This is a genomic window from Rhizobium sp. P1_B8 (assembly GCF_056406515.1).
The window spans coordinates 47280-64192 of record NZ_JBFTZZ010000008.1 but is presented as its reverse complement, the minus strand read 5'-3'; the positions used below and the strand labels follow the sequence as shown (position 1 = coordinate 64192).

Genomic DNA, 16913 nt, shown 5'->3' with positions numbered 1-16913 from the left:
CCATGGCCGAGGCCAGCATCTACGAAATCCACGACCCGCGCTTCCGGCAGATGATCGTGACCAGCGCCGGTCTCGACGAGCTATATTCAAGCTGCCGCTGGGCGGAGGGTCCCGTCTGGTTCAACGACGCGAACCAGCTGCTGTGGAGCGACATTCCCAACCAGCGCATGCTGCGATGGACGCCTGAGAGCGGCGTCTCAATCTATCGCCAACCCTCCAACTTCACCAACGGCCATACGCGCGACCGGCAGGGTCGGCTGATCTCCTGCGAACATGGAACGCGCCGCGTCACCCGCACCGAGGTCGACGGCGCAATCACCGTGCTCGCCGACCGTTTCGAAGGCGCCAGGCTCAATTCGCCGAACGACGTGGTGGTAAAATCCGACGGCACGATCTGGTTCACCGATCCGACCTACGGCATCATGTCGGACTATGAAGGCTATCGCGCCGAGCCGGAGCAGCCGACCCGCAACGTCTACCGGCTCGATTCGACGACCGGCGAAATTGCGGCTGTCGTCACGGATTTCATTCAGCCAAACGGCCTCGCCTTCTCGCCCGATGAGACAATCCTCTACGTGGCGGACTCGGCCGCCAGCCATGACGAAAGCCTGCCGCGTCACATCCGCGCTTTCGATGTGATCGACGGCAAAAGGCTCGCGAACGGCCGCGTCTTCTGCCTGATCGACAACGGCATTCCGGACGGCATTCGCACAGACGTCAACGGAAACCTCTGGTCGAGTGCTGCCGATGGCGTCCATTGTTTCGACCCGACCGGCAAACTGATCGGCAAGATCCGCGTACCGCAGACCGTCGCCAACCTCACCTTCGGCGGCCCCCAACGCAACCGGCTGTTTATTGCGGCGACGCGGTCGGTTTATGCGGTGTACGTTGCGGTGAGTGGGGCGCAGGTGCCGTGAGGTTGGTCGCCTTGCACCAATATGGCGCGAGGCGAACAAAAAGCTCGGCGGCCCACGTATGCTGGCCGCCGATCTCCACATAAATCTCTTCGTCAGATGGGCTGATTGAACCCTCCGCTCGAGTCCGTAAGGCCATGCATGTCCCGGATCAGATCGGCCGCCCGCTCTCCGATGACAACGCAAGGCGCCATGGTGTTGCCGGTGGTGATACGCGGCATGATCGAGGAGTCTGCGATGCGAAGGCCATCGATACCGTACACCTTGAGCTCACTGTCGACCACAGACCTGCTGTCACGTCCCATTTTGGCTGTGCAGGACTGATGCCAGTAGGTGACCGCCGAACGCCGGATAAAGTCGATCATCCCTGATCTGTCGCGCGCGCCCGGAGCCGCCTCGCCTGTCACCAGTGGCGTGAAAGCATCGCTGTTTCCGAGTTCGCGACACAAGTCCACCGCAGCCAAGGCGGCCGCCATGTCTTCCGGCGCGCTGAGTGAATTCGGTTCGATCAGGATAGGGTCATTCGTATTGGGGCCGGAGAGCCGCAATCGACCACGGCTTTTTGGCTGGGCGAGACCGTTAAACATCGTCCAGCCATGTTCCGGCGTTTCGAGGCCCGTCTCGATCGGCGACGGCACAGCGAACTCCAACTGGCACTGAAGAATGTCCGGCTGCGCAAGACGCGAGTCGCTTTTCCAGTAGAGTTTTGCTTCGCAGCCGCTACCACCGACGGCTTCTGATTTTCGATATGCCCAGGTGCAGCCGAATGCGAGGTGATCCTGATGATTGCGCCCAACGCCAGGTAAGTGTTGAACCACGGGAATGCCATGGGCTTGCAGCTCGTCTTCCGGACCTATGCCCGACTGCATCAACACTTTCGGAGTGTTGATCGCGCCTAGCGACAGTACCGTTTCGCAACGCGCCGTGAATTGACGTCGCTGATCATCGACGAGAACCTCGACCCCCGTCACGCGCTTGCCATCGAAGATGAGGCGCGTGACCAGTGCGTAGGTCAGCACAGTCAGGTTTGGGCGCGACATGAGCGGACGGACATAGGATCCGAACACAGATTCCCGCTTGCCATCCCGGATCCGCAGTTCAGCGATCGATGCCCCTCCTGGCCCCTCCATCATTTCACCGTTCGGGCTATCGTAGACGGGAATGCCGATAGTGGATGCCGCACTCAACAAGGCCTCTGCGATCGGTTGGGGCGCCTGCGGCTGCGCTACGTAGGCGGGTCCTCCCACGCCGCGACGCGTTGGGTCCGGAGCGCCCTGCCAATCTTCGATCCGGCGATAGTAGCCGAGGATTGACTGATAGCCCCACGCGTCATCGCCGGCTTCAGCGGCAAAGTGGTCCCAATCTCCCCTGTGTCCTCTGGCCCACACCATGACATTGATGCTCGAACCGCCACCGAGCCCTTTGCCCATGCTGAGAGGAAGACGTCGACCGTCCAGGCCAGGTGCCGGTTGTCCGACAAAACCCCAGTCCCGGATCGAGCCGAGATTGAGCGGCCACTGCGTAGGGTTTGTAACGCTCTCGGCCGCATCGTCCCCGCCTGCCTCGAGCAGTAGGACGCTTGCGTTTCCATCCTCTGCCAGTCGCGCGGCAACAACGGAGCCGCTGGACCCGGCGCCGCAGACGATGAAGTCGAAAACATCACCGACCTCGCTCTGAGGAATGGGCGGATTTTTGGGTGCATTCTGGTCATGACTTTTCAGCTTCACGTGACTACCTCCGTGAATGGATTCAAAATAATAGCGAAAGTGCTGAGGATCCCGGGGCGAATGCGGGCAATGGATCCTAGGCCGAGATCGTGCGGCCTTCATCTGCTCGGCCCGACCTCGCTCGGTTCGACGGGCGCTGCTCTTCGCCATCGGGACAGTGCCGGCTGTCCCGATGAAACTGCGTCTGTCACTACTTCTTCGCCGAGAAGGCCTTGGCGGCCTGATCAATGGTATCCGCGACCACCTTCGGCTGCGTCATGAACAGGGCGTGGCTTGCCGAAACCTTGGTGATCTTCGCCTTGATGCGTTCGGCCATGTGGATCAGCATGGCCTGATCGAATGCCCTATCCTCGGTAGCAATCACAGCCCAGCTGGGCTTGGTGTGCCAGGCAGCATGTTCGAGCTTCGTGCCGAACGCCGACATGTTGATCGGGACTTGCGCGTCTCTCATGAACGCAACATCAGCATCGCTGACGTCATGAGCAAAGCCAGCCTTGAACTTTTCCGGGCTGACATATCCAAAACCATCCTTCGTCGTCTCGATGACGAATTCCGATGCGGGAGCAAATCCTTCGTATTGTTGAGCCGTCGTCTCGCCTGCATCAGGAGAGAGAGCCGAGACGTAAACGAGGCCTGCAACCTTTGCATCAATGCCAGCTTCCGTGATGACCGTGCCGCCCCAGGAATGTCCAACGAGAATGACCGGACCATCCTGCCGTTCCAGCGCACGTTTGGTGGCTGCGACATCGTCTTCGAGAGATGTCAGGGGGTTCTGGACAATGGTAACGCGATAGCCCCGCTTGGTGAGGTTGTCATAAACACCCTTCCAGCCAGAACCGTCCGCAAAGGCGCCGTGGACGAGCACAACATTTCTGACGGATTGGCCTTGAGAGATGGTGTCCGCGGCGTTCGCCGGCAATGCGGCGGCGGACAGTGAGGCTGCAGTAGCAATTGCGGCTATGGTGGTCGTGGTCTTGCGTGGCATGGCTGTCTCCTCGGTAATTGCGATAACTGTTATCGCGGTATATATAAGCTGGCAGACTTCAGATTGCGCGTCAAGATAATTCTTATCGCGATATTTAATTTTGCTATTGCATAGGGTATATGGAGATCTACAGGAGTTCAGAATGACCAAACGCCATAACGACCCACCCCCCCTGCACGACCAACTGTGCTACGCGATTTACACTGCCGGAATTGCAATCCAGCGCGCCTACAAACCTCTTCTCGACGAGTTGGGCCTGACGTACCCGCAGTACCTCGTGCTCAATGTGTTGTGGAGCGAAGATGGGCAGACGGTCGGTGCCATTGCCAACGCCCTTGCCCTGGAATCCAGCACGCTGACGCCGCTATTGAAGCGCCTTGAGACATCCGGGTTGCTGCGCAGGACCAGAAACCTGAGCAACGAGCGCCAGGTGTTGATTGCGTTGACCGACGAAGGCCGGGCATTGCAGCACAAGGCTGGTTGTCTCAGCGACACCTTGCTTGCTGCCTCGACCCAGACGCCACAGGAATTGGGCGCTCTGAACCGCGACGTCCGTCATCTCCGCAACGCGATCTATTCCCAGATCGGCGGGTGGGATGCGCCGACCTGAGTTGCCGTGCATGTCGGCGCCTAGGCTGTTGGCACTGTCCCTCCATCGATCGTATATTCAGTACCAGTGATCGACGCAGCGCGGTCGGAGGCGAGGAAGGCAATTAGGTTTGCGACCTCGTCCGGTTTTGCCGGACGACCGAGCGGAATGCCGCCCAGCCCATCAATAATGATCTTTTTGCCGCCCTCAAGGTCAGTTCCCGCCTGCTTCGCCAGACGCTCGGCAAGACGGACCGAGGCTTCCGTTTCGATCCAGCCAGGCGACACCCGAACGACCCGGACACCTTTTGGCGACACTTCCTTCGACATCGCCTTGCTGTATGTGGAAAGTGCTGCCTTGGCTGCAGCATAGGCAGTCGTCGATTCCGGAAGCGGCAGGACCCTCTGGATGGATGTAACGTGCACGACCACACCGTTTCCTCGGGTGACCATGTCCGGAACGAGCAGCCGATCCAGTCGGACAGCCGGAAACAGATTGAGCGACAGCTCCTTATGCCAGTCGTCGTCCGACAGTGCAGAAAATCCACCTCCGGCTGCTGAAGAGCCGCCTAGCATATGGACGATGACGTCGACGCCGCGGAGACGTTGACGCACGGCGCCTGCGACGATTGCGCAGCCTTCCTCGGTGGTCAGATCTGCTTCGACGAACAGTTCTTCCGGTAGGTTTTCCGGACGGGCCCGCGCTGTCGTCAGCACCTCTGCGCCGAGCTCCCGAAACAGGCTGACGGTCGCAGCGCCGGCACCTTTGGTCCCAGCCGTGATGAGGACGCGTTTGCCTTCCAAATTGAGAAAGTCAGTCATTATTGGATCTCCAGGCTGACGATCTTGCCGTCTTTGATGGCAAAGTCGTAGGTGAGGGTCACCGGGCTACCGGGAAACTGGCCGCTCACCTTGGCTCGGATGAGCGCTTTGTCACAGTCGACCGTGCATTCCAAAGGTTCAGCAACGTACTGAGCCGCCTTGTTCGCAGCCACCCACCATTCTCGGATTGCGGCGACGCCTTGATGGCGCGCTCGTTCGTCTTCGACGAAGGCTTCGACCGCAAAGGTGTCCAGCAGCGCATTCGCGTCATTGCGACGGTCTGCTTCAAAGTACGTGTTAATGATACCGGGCATATCCATTGTGTTCTCCTCATAACCTAACCGATACTTATCCCTCGACCATTGCATAAATAAGTGGGATAAACCGGCATGCGATGATGAACAGGTCGGGACAATGGAGCTAGCCAGCCTGAAGGAACTTGAAGCGGCCATTGCAATTGCTAGGCGCGGGACTTTTCGAGCAGCGGCCATTGATCTCGGCATGTCCACGACCGCGTTGAGCCACACGATAAGCAGGCTCGAGGCGGGACTTGGCGTGCGGTTGTTCAACCGCACCACCCGCAGTGTCTCGCTGACGGACGCCGGCCGGTTGTTTGTGCAGCAGGTCGCGCCCTCGCTTCAGGAGCTCCATGCTGCTCTGGATCTGGTGCGCTCCCATCGCGAGACTCCTTCCGGAACAATACGGATCAACGCAGCGCCATTTGCGGCGCGCGCCATCATCTCACCGCTCGTGCTGGAGTTCCTGCGCCGCTATCCGGACATGAATGTCGATATCGTTACCGAGGGGAAAATGGTCGATATCGTCAAGGACGGGTTCGATCTGGGCGTCAGGGTTGAAGGCCTCGTTCCCACCGACATGATTGCCGTTTCGCTCGGGCTGCCTCAGCGACACGCTGTCGTCGGGTCTCCTGAGTATTTCAAGAAGCACGGTAGGCCCATAGTGCCTCCGGATCTTCTCAATCACAGATGCATCCGCGTGCGGCTGCCTGACGGCTCCTTATTTCGATGGCGGTTCGAAAAAGACGGCGAGCCGGTGCAGATAGATGTACGGGGGCCAATCGCACTCGATGAGGCCAGCCTTACGCGGACTGCCGTGCTCGAAAGCGCCGGCGTGGGCTACCTCTTTGAACAAGACATACTCTCGGAGATAAAGGCGGGGCGCGTTGTTCGTGTTCTAGAAGATTGGACGCCGCCCTATCCAGGCCTATGCCTCTACTATCCTGGACGCCGAAATCTATCGGCTGGCGTCAGAGCATTTCTCGACTTAGCTCGTGAGTTCTCCCGAAAAGCGGCTTAACCCACTGCCTTCCGCCTTGAACGGTCTCGAACCGTTGGCCGGTGAACCCTCCTGCTTCGTTCCTGTCTACCGCCCGCCCTGCTACTGCGCCGGTTCCAGCATCGCGCAATCTTCCCCGTCGGTGCACTCTCCCGAGAGGGTACGCTGACCAAGCGCAATGATAAGGACGGTCGCCATCCCGGCCGCCGCAGACACCCAGAATCCGCTCTGGGGACCGTAGCTGTCGACGACCCAGCCCGAGACGAAGGCACCAAGCGCCATACCGATGCCGATGCCGGTCATGACCCAGGTGACGCCCTCCGTCAGCACCGATTCCGGTACGCGACGCTCAATCAGTCCGAAGGCAGTTATAAAGGTCGGCGAGATCGCGATGCCGCTGACGAAGACAGCGACAGCAAGCAGCATTACCGAGCTGCCGGCGACGAGAAGCGGCAACGAGGTCAGTGCGAGGATCGCAACAGCGATCAGCAACTGACGATGCAAGGGGATGCGCAGATTAAGCGCGCCGAGGGTCAAACCCACTAGGAAGGAACCGAGGGCATAGACACCGATGACCAGGCTTGCCGCATTCGGCTGACCAAGCTCCTTGGTGATGGCGACAACACTCACCTCAGCGGTTGCGAAGATCGCGCCGACGAAGATCAGCGCGAGTGTGATCATCTGCACCGGACGCTGCCGGATCGCGGAGCCGACCGGAGCTGCGCCGGCGACATGCCGCACCTTCGGCTCGGTGCCGCGCTGCACGATGAAGGCGGCCGTTCCTAGCGCTAGAAAAGCTGTGCTCACCATCATGCCGGCTTCCGGGAATAGGGCGACGGCAAGCCCGACGGACAGCGAGGCGCCGGCGATATAGACTAGTTCGTCCGCGGCACTTTCGAACGCGAAGGCCGTGTTGAGCTCGGGCTTGTTGCGAAAGAGTTCCGTCCAGCGCGCCCGCATCAGCGCCGGGATGCTTGGCATGGCCGCCGCGAGGAAGGCCGAGGCGAACAGCGTCCACACCGGCCAATTCTGGTTGGCAGCGGCTATCAGCGCGATGAACGCCAGTACTGACACGATGGTTGTGGGAACGACCACTGCCGTCTGGCCCAGCCGGTCGACCGCTCGCGAAATCTGCGGCGAGATCACCGCATTGGTGAGCGCATAGGTCGCCGACACGGCGCCTGCCAGCCAATATTCGCCATGTGCCTGGGAGAGCATGGCGACGATGCCGATCGGCGCCATGGCGATGGGAAGGCGTGCGAAAAAGCCGGCTGCGGAGAAGCCCTTGGCCCCAGGTGCCGCGAATATCTGTTTATACGGATTTGACATGGGACGATCCTTCCAGCTATCGGATAGAACACTTATATACGAAGCGTATGTGTCTAGATAATGCATACGTCCCGTATGTCAATGAAAAAGATACGCGGCGTATGTCAAAGGAGTAGCCATGCGCAAACCGCGCCAGGAGATGATCGCAGAGACCCGCGGCAAACTTATCGCAGCGGGGCGGCGCGCCTTTGGCACGATCGGCTACGCGGAAGCTTCGATGGACGATTTCACCGGCGAAGCGGGACTGACGCGCGGGGCCCTGTATCACCATTTCGGTGACAAGAGGGGCCTGCTCCAGGCCGTCATCATGGAAATCGACGCGGAAATGACTGAACGGCTGAATGAGGTCTCGGCCGCCGCTCCCACGCGCTGGCAGGGCTTTGTCGATGAGTGCTCCGCCTATATCGAAATGGCACTTGAGCCCGAAATCCAGCGCATCATGTTTCGCGATGGCCCTGCCGTACTCGGCGATATCTCGCAATGGCAGAACACCCCCGGCTGTATCGCCGCCCTCTCTCGCAGCCTCGACCGTCTCAAGGCCGATGGCGAGATCATCGACATCGACACCGAAACCGCCGCTCGCCTCATCAACGGCGCCAGCAGCCATATGGCGCTGTGGATCGCCAATGCGGAGAATCCGGAGGCGGTTTCGAAGCGGGCGGTCGCGGGGTTCAAGGCTATGTTGGGGAGCCTACGCAGACAGGAATGAGGTGTTTGATTCCCCGCTCAGTCGCCGCGGGCAGTTCATTGCGCACCGTGTTGACGTCGAGCGGGGCCGCGCCGCCAACATCGACATCGAGCACGAGCAGGCCTGACGTGGCGATGGCACCGCGTTGCCTATGCTGCACTTACAATCTGCAGCACGGCGGCGTGATCTCTACGCGTGCAGATACGCGCTGCGGCATGGGCGGTTTCGCCCACTGGATTGTGATCCTACTTCGCTGTAGAGCGAGGGAGGTATTTTGATGCCAAGCCCATCCCTTTTAGGTGCGATTCTATGACAAAAAAAGTTTATCTCGCCGGTCCGGAGGTCTTCCTTCCCAACGCCCGTGAAATGCTCGACCGCAAGGCGGCACTTGCCCGTGAGGCGGGACTTATCCCCCTCTCGCCCGGCGATCTGGAAATCCCGCACACGAACTCGAAGCGAGAGCGGGCGGCTGCGATAAACGCGGTGGACGAGAAGATGATGATTGAGGCTGACGCGATCATCGCCAATCTGACGCCCTTTCGTGGCATTGCCGCGGATACAGGGACGGCCTTCGAACTCGGCTTTATGTGCGCAAGCGGTAAGCCTGTGTTCGCCTATACGAATGTGGCCCGCGATCACAGCGGGCGGGTGAGCGATCTTTATGGCGGGGCCGTCGCCTATGATGCTGAAGGTCGACTGCGGGACCCGAATGGAATTGCGATCGAGGATTTCGGCCTGGCCGACAATCTGATGCTGCACGCCGGGATTGAGCGGCGCGGTGGCGTCCTCATCATCGGAGACGCGGCGCGGGATGCGCTCTATACGGATCTCACGGCGTTCAAGGCGTGTCTTGCCGTCGCCGTTGAGAAACTGCGCTAAGGCGCCGAATGATAAGACGTCCCTCTAGTTGGCATGAGCTGGCCGCCCGCTTCACGCCGGCAGAAGGGATCGCTCTCCCTTGAAAACGTTTTTCCCCGTTTCCGTGATCGGGGACATCCACGGTCTCCAAGTGTGCCGAACAGGGCTCGGCACACTTTTCGCTGGGAGCAGCCCGTCGTCAAACCAGCCCGGGCACGACGAACACCAACCAGGCAACGATCGGACCGATGATAGCGATCAAGGCGCTGTAGATCAGTAGCTGTCGCAACACCTGCTCACGGCTGTCGTCCGGCGCATTGGCGACGACAAGGGCGCCGTTGGTGGAGAATGGGCTGGTGTCGACGATCGTCGTCGAGATGGCGATCGCCGCGACCACACCGATGGCGCTGATGTGCCCTTGCAGGAGGAACGGAACGGCAAGCGGGATGATCGCGCCGAGCAGCGCGGTCGAGGAAGCAAAGGCCGAGACGATGGCGCCCGTAAAGCAAAGCAGGAGCGCTACCAGCAGCGGCATGCCGAGACTGGATATGCCATTCGCCACGTAGTCGACCGTACCGGCCTTTTCCATGACGCCGACATAGGTGATGATGCCGGCAATCAGCAGCACGGTCGACCAACTGACCTTGTCGATTGCGGCCTTCTGGGTCTTCGGTGACAGCAGCGCGAGGACGACGGCGACGGTCATGGCGACGAGGCCAACATTGAACTTGAAAACCAGGGCGCCGATGCCGAGCGCCGTCAGGCCGATCAAGGTGGTAATTCTCTCATTGTTCAGACGCAACGTCGTCGCGGTATCGGCCGCCGTACCATAGGCATGCTCTCTGATCGGTTTTGCAGGCGTGCCGCCGTGGCCTCTGATCGACGCCGATACGCCCTCGGGATGGAGTTCGGGCAAGGGGCCAAGTGATGCGGGATCGTGCTTCATCACCCTCGCGCCGCCGAAAACGAAGAAGACCAGCACCGCGATTGCCAGGTTAAAGAAGAAGCTGGAAAGAAACAGCGAGGTCGGAGCGAAAGGCAAGCCGGCCTTCGCAACGATCTGGTTGGTGATTCCGCCATAGATGCTGATCGGCGAGAAGCCGCCTGCCTGCGCGCCGTGGATCACCATCAGACCCATCATCACCGGATGAATGCGGTACTGCACGGCAAAGCTCAACGCGACGGGTGCGAGAATGGCGACCGCAGCAGGCCCAAGTGCACCGAAGCCAGTAATGATGGCGGCGACAAGGAACATCACCCAGGGAATCAAGCCGATCCGCCCACGCACCAGGCGGACCGCACATTCGACGAGCCAGTCGATCGTGCCGTTGATCTGCGCTATGGCGAAGAGGTAGGTGACGGCGACGAGCGTCAGGAACAGATCACTCGGAAAGCCGGCAAATATATCGTTGGTTTTCATCCCGATGATCATGGAGCCGAGCACGAAGGCGCCGGCAAAAGCGAGCGCACCCATGTTGATTGGCTGGATCGTCGCAATGATGAACATGGCGATCAGCAGGCCTATGGACAGTAATTCAATACCCATGATTCCCCTCCCTCCGACGCCTCCGCGTCGCAGTTGCTGTTTTCAAGATTGATGCGGGATGTCGACGCACTCTCCTCCTCCCAGAGAGCGCGGTCGCCTTACATCCTGGTATAAAGATCGGCGTATTGCTGCCGCAGGATGTTTTTCTGAACCTTACCCATCGTGTTGCGCGGCAAGTCTTCGGCAAAGATGATGCGCTTGGGTTGTTTGTAGCGCGCGAGCCGGTCCTGGAGGGCGCTGACGATGGCCTTTTCATCGAGGGCAGCGCCGGGCTTGCGCACGACGACGGCCGTTACGCCTTCTCCGAAATCGGGATGCGGCACACCGATCACAGCGCTCTCAACTACACCCTCGATCTGGTCGATCTCGCCCTCAATCTCTTTCGGATAGATGTTGTATCCACCGGAAATCACCAGATCCTTGCCGCGGCCGACGATGTGGACATAACCGTCGCGGTCGATCTTGCCGAGATCGCCGCTGATGAAGAAACCGTCGGCGGTGAATTCGGCCGCGGTTTTTTCGGGCATGCGCCAATAGCCCTTGAAAACGTTCGGCCCCTTAATCTCGATCATGCCGGTTTGTTCGGGCGGCAGCGCGAGCCCGGTGGCGGGATCGGTGACGCGCACCGTCACATCAGGCAGCGGGAAGCCGACCGTTCCGGCAATCCGTTTCCCCTCATAAGGGTTGGACGTGTTCATATTGGTTTCCGTCATGCCGTAGCGCTCGAGAATGGCGTGACCGGTACGTGCCTGGAACTCGGTATGTGTTTCTGCAAGCAGTGGAGCCGAACCGGAAATGAAGAGGCGGATGTTGGCGACCGCTTGCTTGTCGAGGCGCGGGCTCTGCAGGAGGCGCACGTAGAAGGTCGGCACGCCCATCAGCATCGTTGCCTCCGGCATCAGCGACAGGATCTCCTCCGGGTCGAACTTCGACAGCAGGAACATCGAGGCGCCGGCGAGCAGTGTGACGTTCGTGGCGACGAACAGTCCATGCGTGTGGAAGATCGGCAAGGCATGGATCAGTCGATCGCCGGCGGTGACGCGCCAAAAATCTCGCAAGGTCAGGGCGTTCGAGAGCAGGTTCCCATGCGTGAGCATCGCCCCCTTGGAGCGTCCCGTCGTTCCGGACGTGTAGAGGATCGCCGCCAGATCATCGGCGGAGCGCGAGGCATCGACAAAGTCGGCCGGCTCATCGCGGGCGAGATCCAGCAACGAGCCACTGCCATCAGCATCGAGCGTTTCGATGATCGCACCGTGGGGCTTGGCGATTGTCTCCACGCCCGCTCGAGCAGCCGACGCAACAACCACCAAACGCGGCTCCGCATCGCCGATAAAGTAATCGAGCTCAGCCAGCGTATAGGCGGTGTTGAGCGGCAGGTAGACGGCGCCGCTTCGAAGACAGGCGAGATAGAGGATCAATGCCTCGGCACTTTTCTCGACCTGCACCGCAACGCGGTCGCCGGGGCGAATGCCGAGCGTGTCCATCGCGCCGGCAATGCGGCCGGAAAGAGCGAAGGCGTCGTCATAGGTCCATGTGCGCGTGTTATCGATCCGGATGAATGGTGCGTTACCGGGCGCGGCGGCCCGCATGGCGTCGAAAAGATGGTTGCTCACTTTCGCCCTCCTCCAAGTGTTGAATTCACTATCTGTGCGAATGGCCGGAAGCCTTGCTGGCCATTGCCGCCGCTGCGGCTTTCGTCGTTCTGGTTGAGCAGGCTTTTGACAGCAGGCGAGGCAATCACCTCGCCGCGCTGCGCCAGAGCCTCGTGGTTGGCCACGATGTCGTCGAGCTTGTAGAGATAGTTGACCATCAGGCCGTGTGCCTGCTGCATCGCCTTGGTCGAGTGGTCGCCAAGAAAATTCAGTCTTTCAAGTCGAGCGCCGTTGCCGAGATGGAAGCGGGCGACAGGATCGACGGGGCGGCCCTCCGGCGTCCGTTCGACCAGGAAATAGCGCGCCGCAAGAGGCAGCAGCACGCGCTCCACTTCGGTCGCCGTCTTCTTGTCGTCGGGCCAGTTCGGATCGTCCAGCGCCGTCAGCGTTTCCGGGCGCGCCTTGGCAAGCCAGCGGGCAAAGCCCGGGACGGGCGACAGCGTGACGAAATTCTTCAGACCGGGCAGGTCTCTGCGCAGGTCTTCGACGACCTGCTTGATCAGGAAGTTGCCGAACGAGATTCCGCGCAAGCCATCCTGGCAGTTGGAGATCGAATAGAAGACAGCCGTCGTTGCCTCGTCGGCATTGATCTGCTCCCTGCCCTCGTCGAGCACATCCCCGATCGCCCTCGGCACCGATCTTGTCAGCGCCACCTCGACGAACACGAGCGGCTCGTCGGCCAGTCGGGGGTGGAAGAAGGCAAAGCATCGGCGGTCGGCCGGCGCCAACCGCCTGCGCAACTCCTCCCAGCCGGCGATCTCGTGCACGGCCTCGTATTTGATGATCTTTTCAAGGATGTAAGCCGGTGTCGTCCAGTCGATCGGGCGCAGCGTCAGGAAGCCGCGATTGAACCAGGAGCCGAACAGATGGGTGAAGTCGGCGTCAAGCGCGTGATAACCTGCGGATTGGTCTTTGGAAGCAAGCAGCTGCTGACGCATCCGGACCAGCTTGGCGGTGCCGTTCGGCGCGTGGTTCAATCGGCGCAAAAGCTCCTGTCGCCGCGGCTCGGCTGCCTGATGGAGAGCAATGATCGCGGCAGAGCTTCTGTCAGCGCGGTAATTTTCAATTGCCTGGTCGAGCTTGGTCGTGTCGGGCCCGAACTTTTCATGCAGCATAAGCAGGAATTTCTGCGCGCCCTCGCTCTCGAGTGCGCCCCAGCGATCGAGTATCTCGGCGGCAAGCGCCATGCCCGAGGCCTCGCCCCGGCTCGACAGCAGCATTTCACAGAGTGTCTGGAGATCGACCTTGGCTGCGACCTGCGTGGCGCGCGCGCCGGAAAACAGGAGCTGGCGTCCGCGATCCGTGATGCTCTGCAGCATGTCGGTGAAGAAGGAAGCCTCAGACATGCCATTTCTCCTCTCTTCCGCCGGCCAGCCAGGTGCGGACCTTTTTGACGGCTGCTTCCCATCCTCGGGTTTCACCGGTAGTATGTAGAATGCCACTCTTCGTACACGAGGTCAACAATCGTGTATACAAGAATAGCATTTGTGTATGAGGAAAGTGAAACGAATGTCCGAGAATGTCGGCCGATGGCTTCGGGATGAGATTGAAAATTCAATTCTTTCCAACGAGTTCTCTCCCGGTGAGCGGCTCGACGAAACGGTGCTTGCGACGCGTTTCGGGGTCTCCCGCACGCCGGTGCGCGAGGCGCTGATGCAGCTCGATGCCATTGGTCTCATCGAAATTCGACCGCGCAGAGGTGCTGTTGTCATCGATCCGGGGCCGCACCGCGTCTATGAGATGTTCGAAGTTATGGCGGAACTGGAGGGCCTGGCCGGGTCGCTCGCCGCACGGCGGCTGGACAAGACCTCTCGAGAAGCGATCACGGCCACCCACGGCCGCTGTGAGCAATCAGCCGCTGCCGGTGACAGTGATGCCTATTATTACGACAATGAGGAGTTCCATAAGGCCATCTACGCCGCCGGCCGAAGCGATTTCCTTGAGCAGCAATGTCTGCAATTGCATCGGCGCCTGCGGCCTTATCGCCGCCTCCAACTGCGCGTGCGCAACCGCCTGTCGACGTCCTTCTTGGAGCATTGCGCCATCGTCGATGCGATCTTTGCCGGAGATGGAGATGAGGCCCGCCGGCTGCTGCGGGGGCACGTCGGCATTCAGGGCGAGAGGTTCAGCGATCTGGTCGCGAGCATGGCGGCCAGATAAGACTCAAGCGCATAACCCCGAAAATCGGAACCGAATTTCGGAGAGGATTATGCGCAAATTCAAAGAGATAGAGCGCCCTTAACGCGTCTGAAAGACGCGCGGCGCTCTAGGCGTGGTGCTTCCAGATCGAATGCAACGGTCATCAGATAGGGCGAACCATCTCGCTGCCATCCCGCGAGTTAGTTCTTCATTGCGCCACCGGCGGCCACGATATCGTCTGGCGTATCGACGTCGAGGCTGCGAGCCACATATTCAATGAAGTTGCCTTGGATGCGGAAGCGTCGGCGCAGCGTCTCGTCGATGCGGTTGCCGACCGTGCCTACGCCGGAGGAGTCACGCCCGCTGATGCGTACGAAAAAAAGCAGCGCCATGCGCAAAAAATGATGCTTTTCCGGCTTATCTTTATTCCCTACTCCCTATCGAAGCAGGTGACGAAAAGGGAAGACCGCATGGCTACGCCGTTTTACTGGAACGAGCTCAATACATACGATTTTGCCGGCCTCTCCCCCGAGACCACGATTGCCGTTCTGCCTATCGCCTCGACGGAACAGCACGGCCCGCATCTGCCGATCGCAACGGATGTCGCCATCGCGACCGGCATGCTGGCGGAGCTGAAGAGGCAGCGGCCGGAGGATCTGGATATCCTGGTGCTTCCGACACAGGAGATCGGCAAGGCCAACGAACACATCTACGGCCCCGGCACGCTGTCGCTCAGTGCCGAGCTGCTCATCCCCGTCTGGACGGCGATTGGTGCGAAGGTTGCCGAAGCCGGGCTGCGGAAGATGGTGATCGTCAATTCCCACGGCGGCAATGTCGACATCATGAGCATCGTCGCGCGCGAACTGCGCGTGCGCCATCAAATGGCGGTGGTCTCTACCCAATGGGGCCGTTTCGGTCATCCGGAAGGTATGGTCAGCGATCACGAGAGCAAATACGGCATCCACGGCGGCGATGTCGAGACGTCGTTGATGCTGCACTTCCGCCCCGAACTGGTGCGCATGGACAAGGCCCAAAATTTTACCTCGAAGGCCGAAGGGATGCGGGAGCAATCCAAATTTCTTCAGCCTCTGCCGCCGCATTCGCTGGCCTGGATCGCGCATGACCTCAATCCCTTCGGCGTTGTCGGCGATGCCTCGATCGCCAAAGCCGAAAAGGGCGAGGCGATCTGCCGCCATCAGGTCAAGGGGTTTGTCGAGCTGCTCCAGGATCTCAAGGCCTATCCGCTTTCGAATCTCTATGTGAAATAGGCTCAGCCGCGGGTTTCACATCCGGTGGGATATGACCCTTGGCCTGCAATTCCTGCACCAGGCCGAGCAGTTCGGCGAGCAGATATTCGACGAAAAGGCTGGTGGCCGCGTCGAGGGGCGCGCGGGCGCGGGCAAACAGCTTCATCTGCTGGTAACGCGCATGCGGCTCGGCGATCGGCCGGAAGACCAGTTCACCGCGCCGGCATTCGGTGATGACGTCGAGCGGATTGAGCAGCGTCAGCCCCGTGCCGCATTTGACGAGCTGTTTCAGCATCTCCGATGCATTGGTTTCCAGCACCGGCTCGACCGGGATGGGCAGGCGCGCAAAAGCAAGGTTGATCACCTCGCGCAGGCTGGTGCCCGGCTGCGCCAGAACCAGTTTTTCCTGGGTGACATCGGCGAGGTTGATCGGTCCGGGACCGATCAGGTGATGCCCCGGCGGCAGCACGACACCGATCGGGATATCGAAATTTCCAAGCGTGCGGATGCCCGGCGTGGCGGGGATGTTGAAGCCGAGACCGATATCCACTTCGCCTGATACAACGGGGCTGGCCGTCGTGCCGCCGGTATCGTTGCGCAGCTGGACGAAGACGCGCGGATGTTCTGAAAGAAAGCGCGCGATGATTTCGGGCAGCGGCCCGGCGGCAAGCCCAACGGTCGTCACCATGCGCACCTTTCCCGCCTGCTGCATCTTGAGGCTGCGGATGCGCCCCTCCAGGCGCTCGTAATTCTTCAGCACGTCCCGGATATGCTCGATGCAGAGTTCGCCGGCAGCCGTCAGCCGCAAGCCACGCGGCAGCCGCTCGAAAAGCGGCGCCCCGATCTCCTCCTCCAGCGCCAAAATCTGCCTGTTGACCGCCGAAGACGCCACGTTGAGGCGCGCGGCCGCCTTGCGGATCGAACCGCAACGAGCGATCTCGTTGATGTAAAGAAGGCGTCTGGAGTGCAACATGATCTCTCCAATGCATAAATTTTGCGCAGGACGCACAAATTATCTTCAGCTTTCCCAGAGATGCCGAAAAGGCATCAATGCGCACGAATTTTGATGCTTTTCAAAGCGCATGGCAATGGCTCAAATTCCCTCAAAAGGGAGCCGAGCAA

At 60.3% G+C, this 16913-nt stretch carries 17 protein-coding genes; 7 read left to right on the top strand and 10 right to left on the bottom strand.

All coding sequences use genetic code 11. From position 1 onward, the window contains the following. Positions 1-2: 2 nt before the first annotated feature. Positions 3-917: an SMP-30/gluconolactonase/LRE family protein gene (locus tag AC1D2N_RS12525; RefSeq protein WP_018516802.1), complete on the top strand. Its 915-nt coding sequence runs from the start codon at positions 3-5 to the stop codon at positions 915-917. A gap of 92 nt (positions 918-1009) precedes the next feature. On the opposite strand, the gene AC1D2N_RS12520 is transcribed toward AC1D2N_RS12525, so the two are convergent. Beyond that, on the bottom strand, positions 1010-2641 hold the full coding sequence (locus AC1D2N_RS12520) for a GMC family oxidoreductase (protein WP_018516803.1): 1632 nt from the start codon (positions 2639-2641) through the stop codon (positions 1010-1012). 190 nt (positions 2642-2831) lie between these two features. Next, entirely contained in the window at positions 2832-3626 is a 795-nt protein-coding gene (locus tag AC1D2N_RS12515) for an alpha/beta fold hydrolase (protein WP_018245590.1), read from the bottom strand. Positions 3627-3768: 142 nt separating this feature from the next. Here AC1D2N_RS12515 and AC1D2N_RS12510 point away from each other — a divergent pair, with 142 nt between their 5' ends. Continuing rightward, on the top strand, positions 3769-4236 hold the full coding sequence (locus AC1D2N_RS12510; RefSeq protein WP_018444716.1) for a MarR family winged helix-turn-helix transcriptional regulator: 468 nt from the start codon (positions 3769-3771) through the stop codon (positions 4234-4236). Between the two features lie 20 nt (positions 4237-4256). Here AC1D2N_RS12510 and AC1D2N_RS12505 read toward each other — a convergent pair whose 3' ends face one another. Beyond that, positions 4257-5036 carry an SDR family oxidoreductase gene (locus AC1D2N_RS12505; RefSeq protein ID WP_018516804.1) on the bottom strand — a complete coding sequence of 260 codons (780 nt, stop codon included), beginning with the start codon at positions 5034-5036 and terminating at the stop codon, positions 4257-4259. Continuing rightward, on the bottom strand, positions 5036-5356 hold the full coding sequence (locus AC1D2N_RS12500; protein WP_018516805.1) for a nuclear transport factor 2 family protein: 321 nt from the start codon (positions 5354-5356) through the stop codon (positions 5036-5038). The genes AC1D2N_RS12505 and AC1D2N_RS12500 overlap by 1 nt, the downstream gene beginning before the upstream one ends. Before the next feature lie 94 nt (positions 5357-5450). Between AC1D2N_RS12500 and AC1D2N_RS12495 the strand changes: the two genes are divergently transcribed. Beyond that, the gene (locus AC1D2N_RS12495) at positions 5451-6353 is read left to right on the top strand and encodes a LysR family transcriptional regulator (protein ID WP_018516806.1); all 903 of its coding nucleotides are present in this window, start codon (positions 5451-5453) and stop codon (positions 6351-6353) included. Positions 6354-6434: 81 nt separating this feature from the next. Here the strand turns inward: AC1D2N_RS12495 and AC1D2N_RS12490 are convergent, their stop codons facing one another. Further along, complete coding sequence (locus AC1D2N_RS12490; protein ID WP_018516807.1) at positions 6435-7661, bottom strand: MFS transporter; 1227 nt, start codon at positions 7659-7661, stop codon at positions 6435-6437. A gap of 118 nt (positions 7662-7779) precedes the next feature. On the opposite strand from AC1D2N_RS12490, the gene AC1D2N_RS12485 reads away from it, so the two are divergent. Then, the gene (locus tag AC1D2N_RS12485) at positions 7780-8370 is read left to right on the top strand and encodes a TetR/AcrR family transcriptional regulator (RefSeq protein WP_026188688.1); all 591 of its coding nucleotides are present in this window, start codon (positions 7780-7782) and stop codon (positions 8368-8370) included. A gap of 288 nt (positions 8371-8658) precedes the next feature. Further along, on the top strand, positions 8659-9228 hold the full coding sequence (locus tag AC1D2N_RS12480) for a nucleoside 2-deoxyribosyltransferase (RefSeq protein ID WP_018516808.1): 570 nt from the start codon (positions 8659-8661) through the stop codon (positions 9226-9228). A 178-nt stretch (positions 9229-9406) separates the two neighbouring features. Here the strand turns inward: AC1D2N_RS12480 and AC1D2N_RS12475 are convergent, their stop codons facing one another. The 3 genes from AC1D2N_RS12475 to AC1D2N_RS12465 form a co-directional block, all read right to left on the bottom strand. Beyond that, entirely contained in the window at positions 9407-10753 is a 1347-nt protein-coding gene (locus AC1D2N_RS12475; protein ID WP_018245582.1) for an SLC13 family permease, read from the bottom strand. A 98-nt stretch (positions 10754-10851) separates the two neighbouring features. Beyond that, complete coding sequence (locus tag AC1D2N_RS12470) at positions 10852-12366, bottom strand: malonate--CoA ligase (RefSeq protein ID WP_018516809.1); 1515 nt, start codon at positions 12364-12366, stop codon at positions 10852-10854. Beyond that, on the bottom strand, positions 12363-13751 hold the full coding sequence (locus tag AC1D2N_RS12465; protein ID WP_477981359.1) for a malonyl-CoA decarboxylase: 1389 nt from the start codon (positions 13749-13751) through the stop codon (positions 12363-12365). Before AC1D2N_RS12465 ends, AC1D2N_RS12470 begins: the two co-directional genes overlap by 4 nt. Before the next feature lie 163 nt (positions 13752-13914). On the opposite strand from AC1D2N_RS12465, the gene AC1D2N_RS12460 reads away from it, so the two are divergent. After that, on the top strand, positions 13915-14565 hold the full coding sequence (locus AC1D2N_RS12460; protein WP_026188687.1) for a GntR family transcriptional regulator: 651 nt from the start codon (positions 13915-13917) through the stop codon (positions 14563-14565). Positions 14566-14744: 179 nt separating this feature from the next. Here the strand turns inward: AC1D2N_RS12460 and AC1D2N_RS12455 are convergent, their stop codons facing one another. Continuing rightward, complete coding sequence (locus tag AC1D2N_RS12455; RefSeq protein WP_018516811.1) at positions 14745-14936, bottom strand: hypothetical protein; 192 nt, start codon at positions 14934-14936, stop codon at positions 14745-14747. Between the two features lie 9 nt (positions 14937-14945). Between AC1D2N_RS12455 and AC1D2N_RS12450 the strand changes: the two genes are divergently transcribed. Then, a complete protein-coding gene (locus tag AC1D2N_RS12450) occupies positions 14946-15812 on the top strand; it encodes a creatininase family protein (RefSeq protein ID WP_020572897.1) in 867 nt (288 codons plus the stop codon). On the opposite strand, the gene AC1D2N_RS12445 is transcribed toward AC1D2N_RS12450, so the two are convergent. Further along, entirely contained in the window at positions 15775-16764 is a 990-nt protein-coding gene (locus tag AC1D2N_RS12445) for a LysR family transcriptional regulator (RefSeq protein WP_018516813.1), read from the bottom strand. The genes AC1D2N_RS12450 and AC1D2N_RS12445 overlap by 38 nt on opposite strands. Positions 16765-16913: the final 149 nt, after the last annotated feature.

Excerpts from the sequence above, each read along its gene's own strand:
- AC1D2N_RS12525 (WP_018516802.1), top strand. The coding sequence starts at position 3 with ATGGCCGAGGCCAGCATCTACGAAATCCACGACCCGCGCTTCCGGCAG.
- AC1D2N_RS12515 (WP_018245590.1), bottom strand. The coding sequence starts at position 3,626 with ATGCCACGCAAGACCACGACCACCATAGCCGCAATTGCTACTGCAGCC.
- AC1D2N_RS12510 (WP_018444716.1), top strand. The coding sequence starts at position 3,769 with ATGACCAAACGCCATAACGACCCACCCCCCCTGCACGACCAACTGTGC.
- AC1D2N_RS12505 (WP_018516804.1), bottom strand. The coding sequence starts at position 5,036 with ATGACTGACTTTCTCAATTTGGAAGGCAAACGCGTCCTCATCACGGCT.
- AC1D2N_RS12500 (WP_018516805.1), bottom strand. The coding sequence starts at position 5,356 with ATGGATATGCCCGGTATCATTAACACGTACTTTGAAGCAGACCGTCGC.
- AC1D2N_RS12495 (WP_018516806.1), top strand. The coding sequence starts at position 5,451 with ATGGAGCTAGCCAGCCTGAAGGAACTTGAAGCGGCCATTGCAATTGCT.
- AC1D2N_RS12490 (WP_018516807.1), bottom strand. The coding sequence starts at position 7,661 with ATGTCAAATCCGTATAAACAGATATTCGCGGCACCTGGGGCCAAGGGC.
- AC1D2N_RS12485 (WP_026188688.1), top strand. The coding sequence starts at position 7,780 with ATGCGCAAACCGCGCCAGGAGATGATCGCAGAGACCCGCGGCAAACTT.
- AC1D2N_RS12480 (WP_018516808.1), top strand. The coding sequence starts at position 8,659 with ATGACAAAAAAAGTTTATCTCGCCGGTCCGGAGGTCTTCCTTCCCAAC.
- AC1D2N_RS12475 (WP_018245582.1), bottom strand. The coding sequence starts at position 10,753 with ATGGGTATTGAATTACTGTCCATAGGCCTGCTGATCGCCATGTTCATC.
- AC1D2N_RS12465 (WP_477981359.1), bottom strand. The coding sequence starts at position 13,751 with ATGTCTGAGGCTTCCTTCTTCACCGACATGCTGCAGAGCATCACGGAT.
- AC1D2N_RS12460 (WP_026188687.1), top strand. The coding sequence starts at position 13,915 with ATGTCCGAGAATGTCGGCCGATGGCTTCGGGATGAGATTGAAAATTCA.
- AC1D2N_RS12455 (WP_018516811.1), bottom strand. The coding sequence starts at position 14,936 with ATGGCGCTGCTTTTTTTCGTACGCATCAGCGGGCGTGACTCCTCCGGC.
- AC1D2N_RS12450 (WP_020572897.1), top strand. The coding sequence starts at position 14,946 with ATGATGCTTTTCCGGCTTATCTTTATTCCCTACTCCCTATCGAAGCAG.
- AC1D2N_RS12445 (WP_018516813.1), bottom strand. The coding sequence starts at position 16,764 with ATGTTGCACTCCAGACGCCTTCTTTACATCAACGAGATCGCTCGTTGC.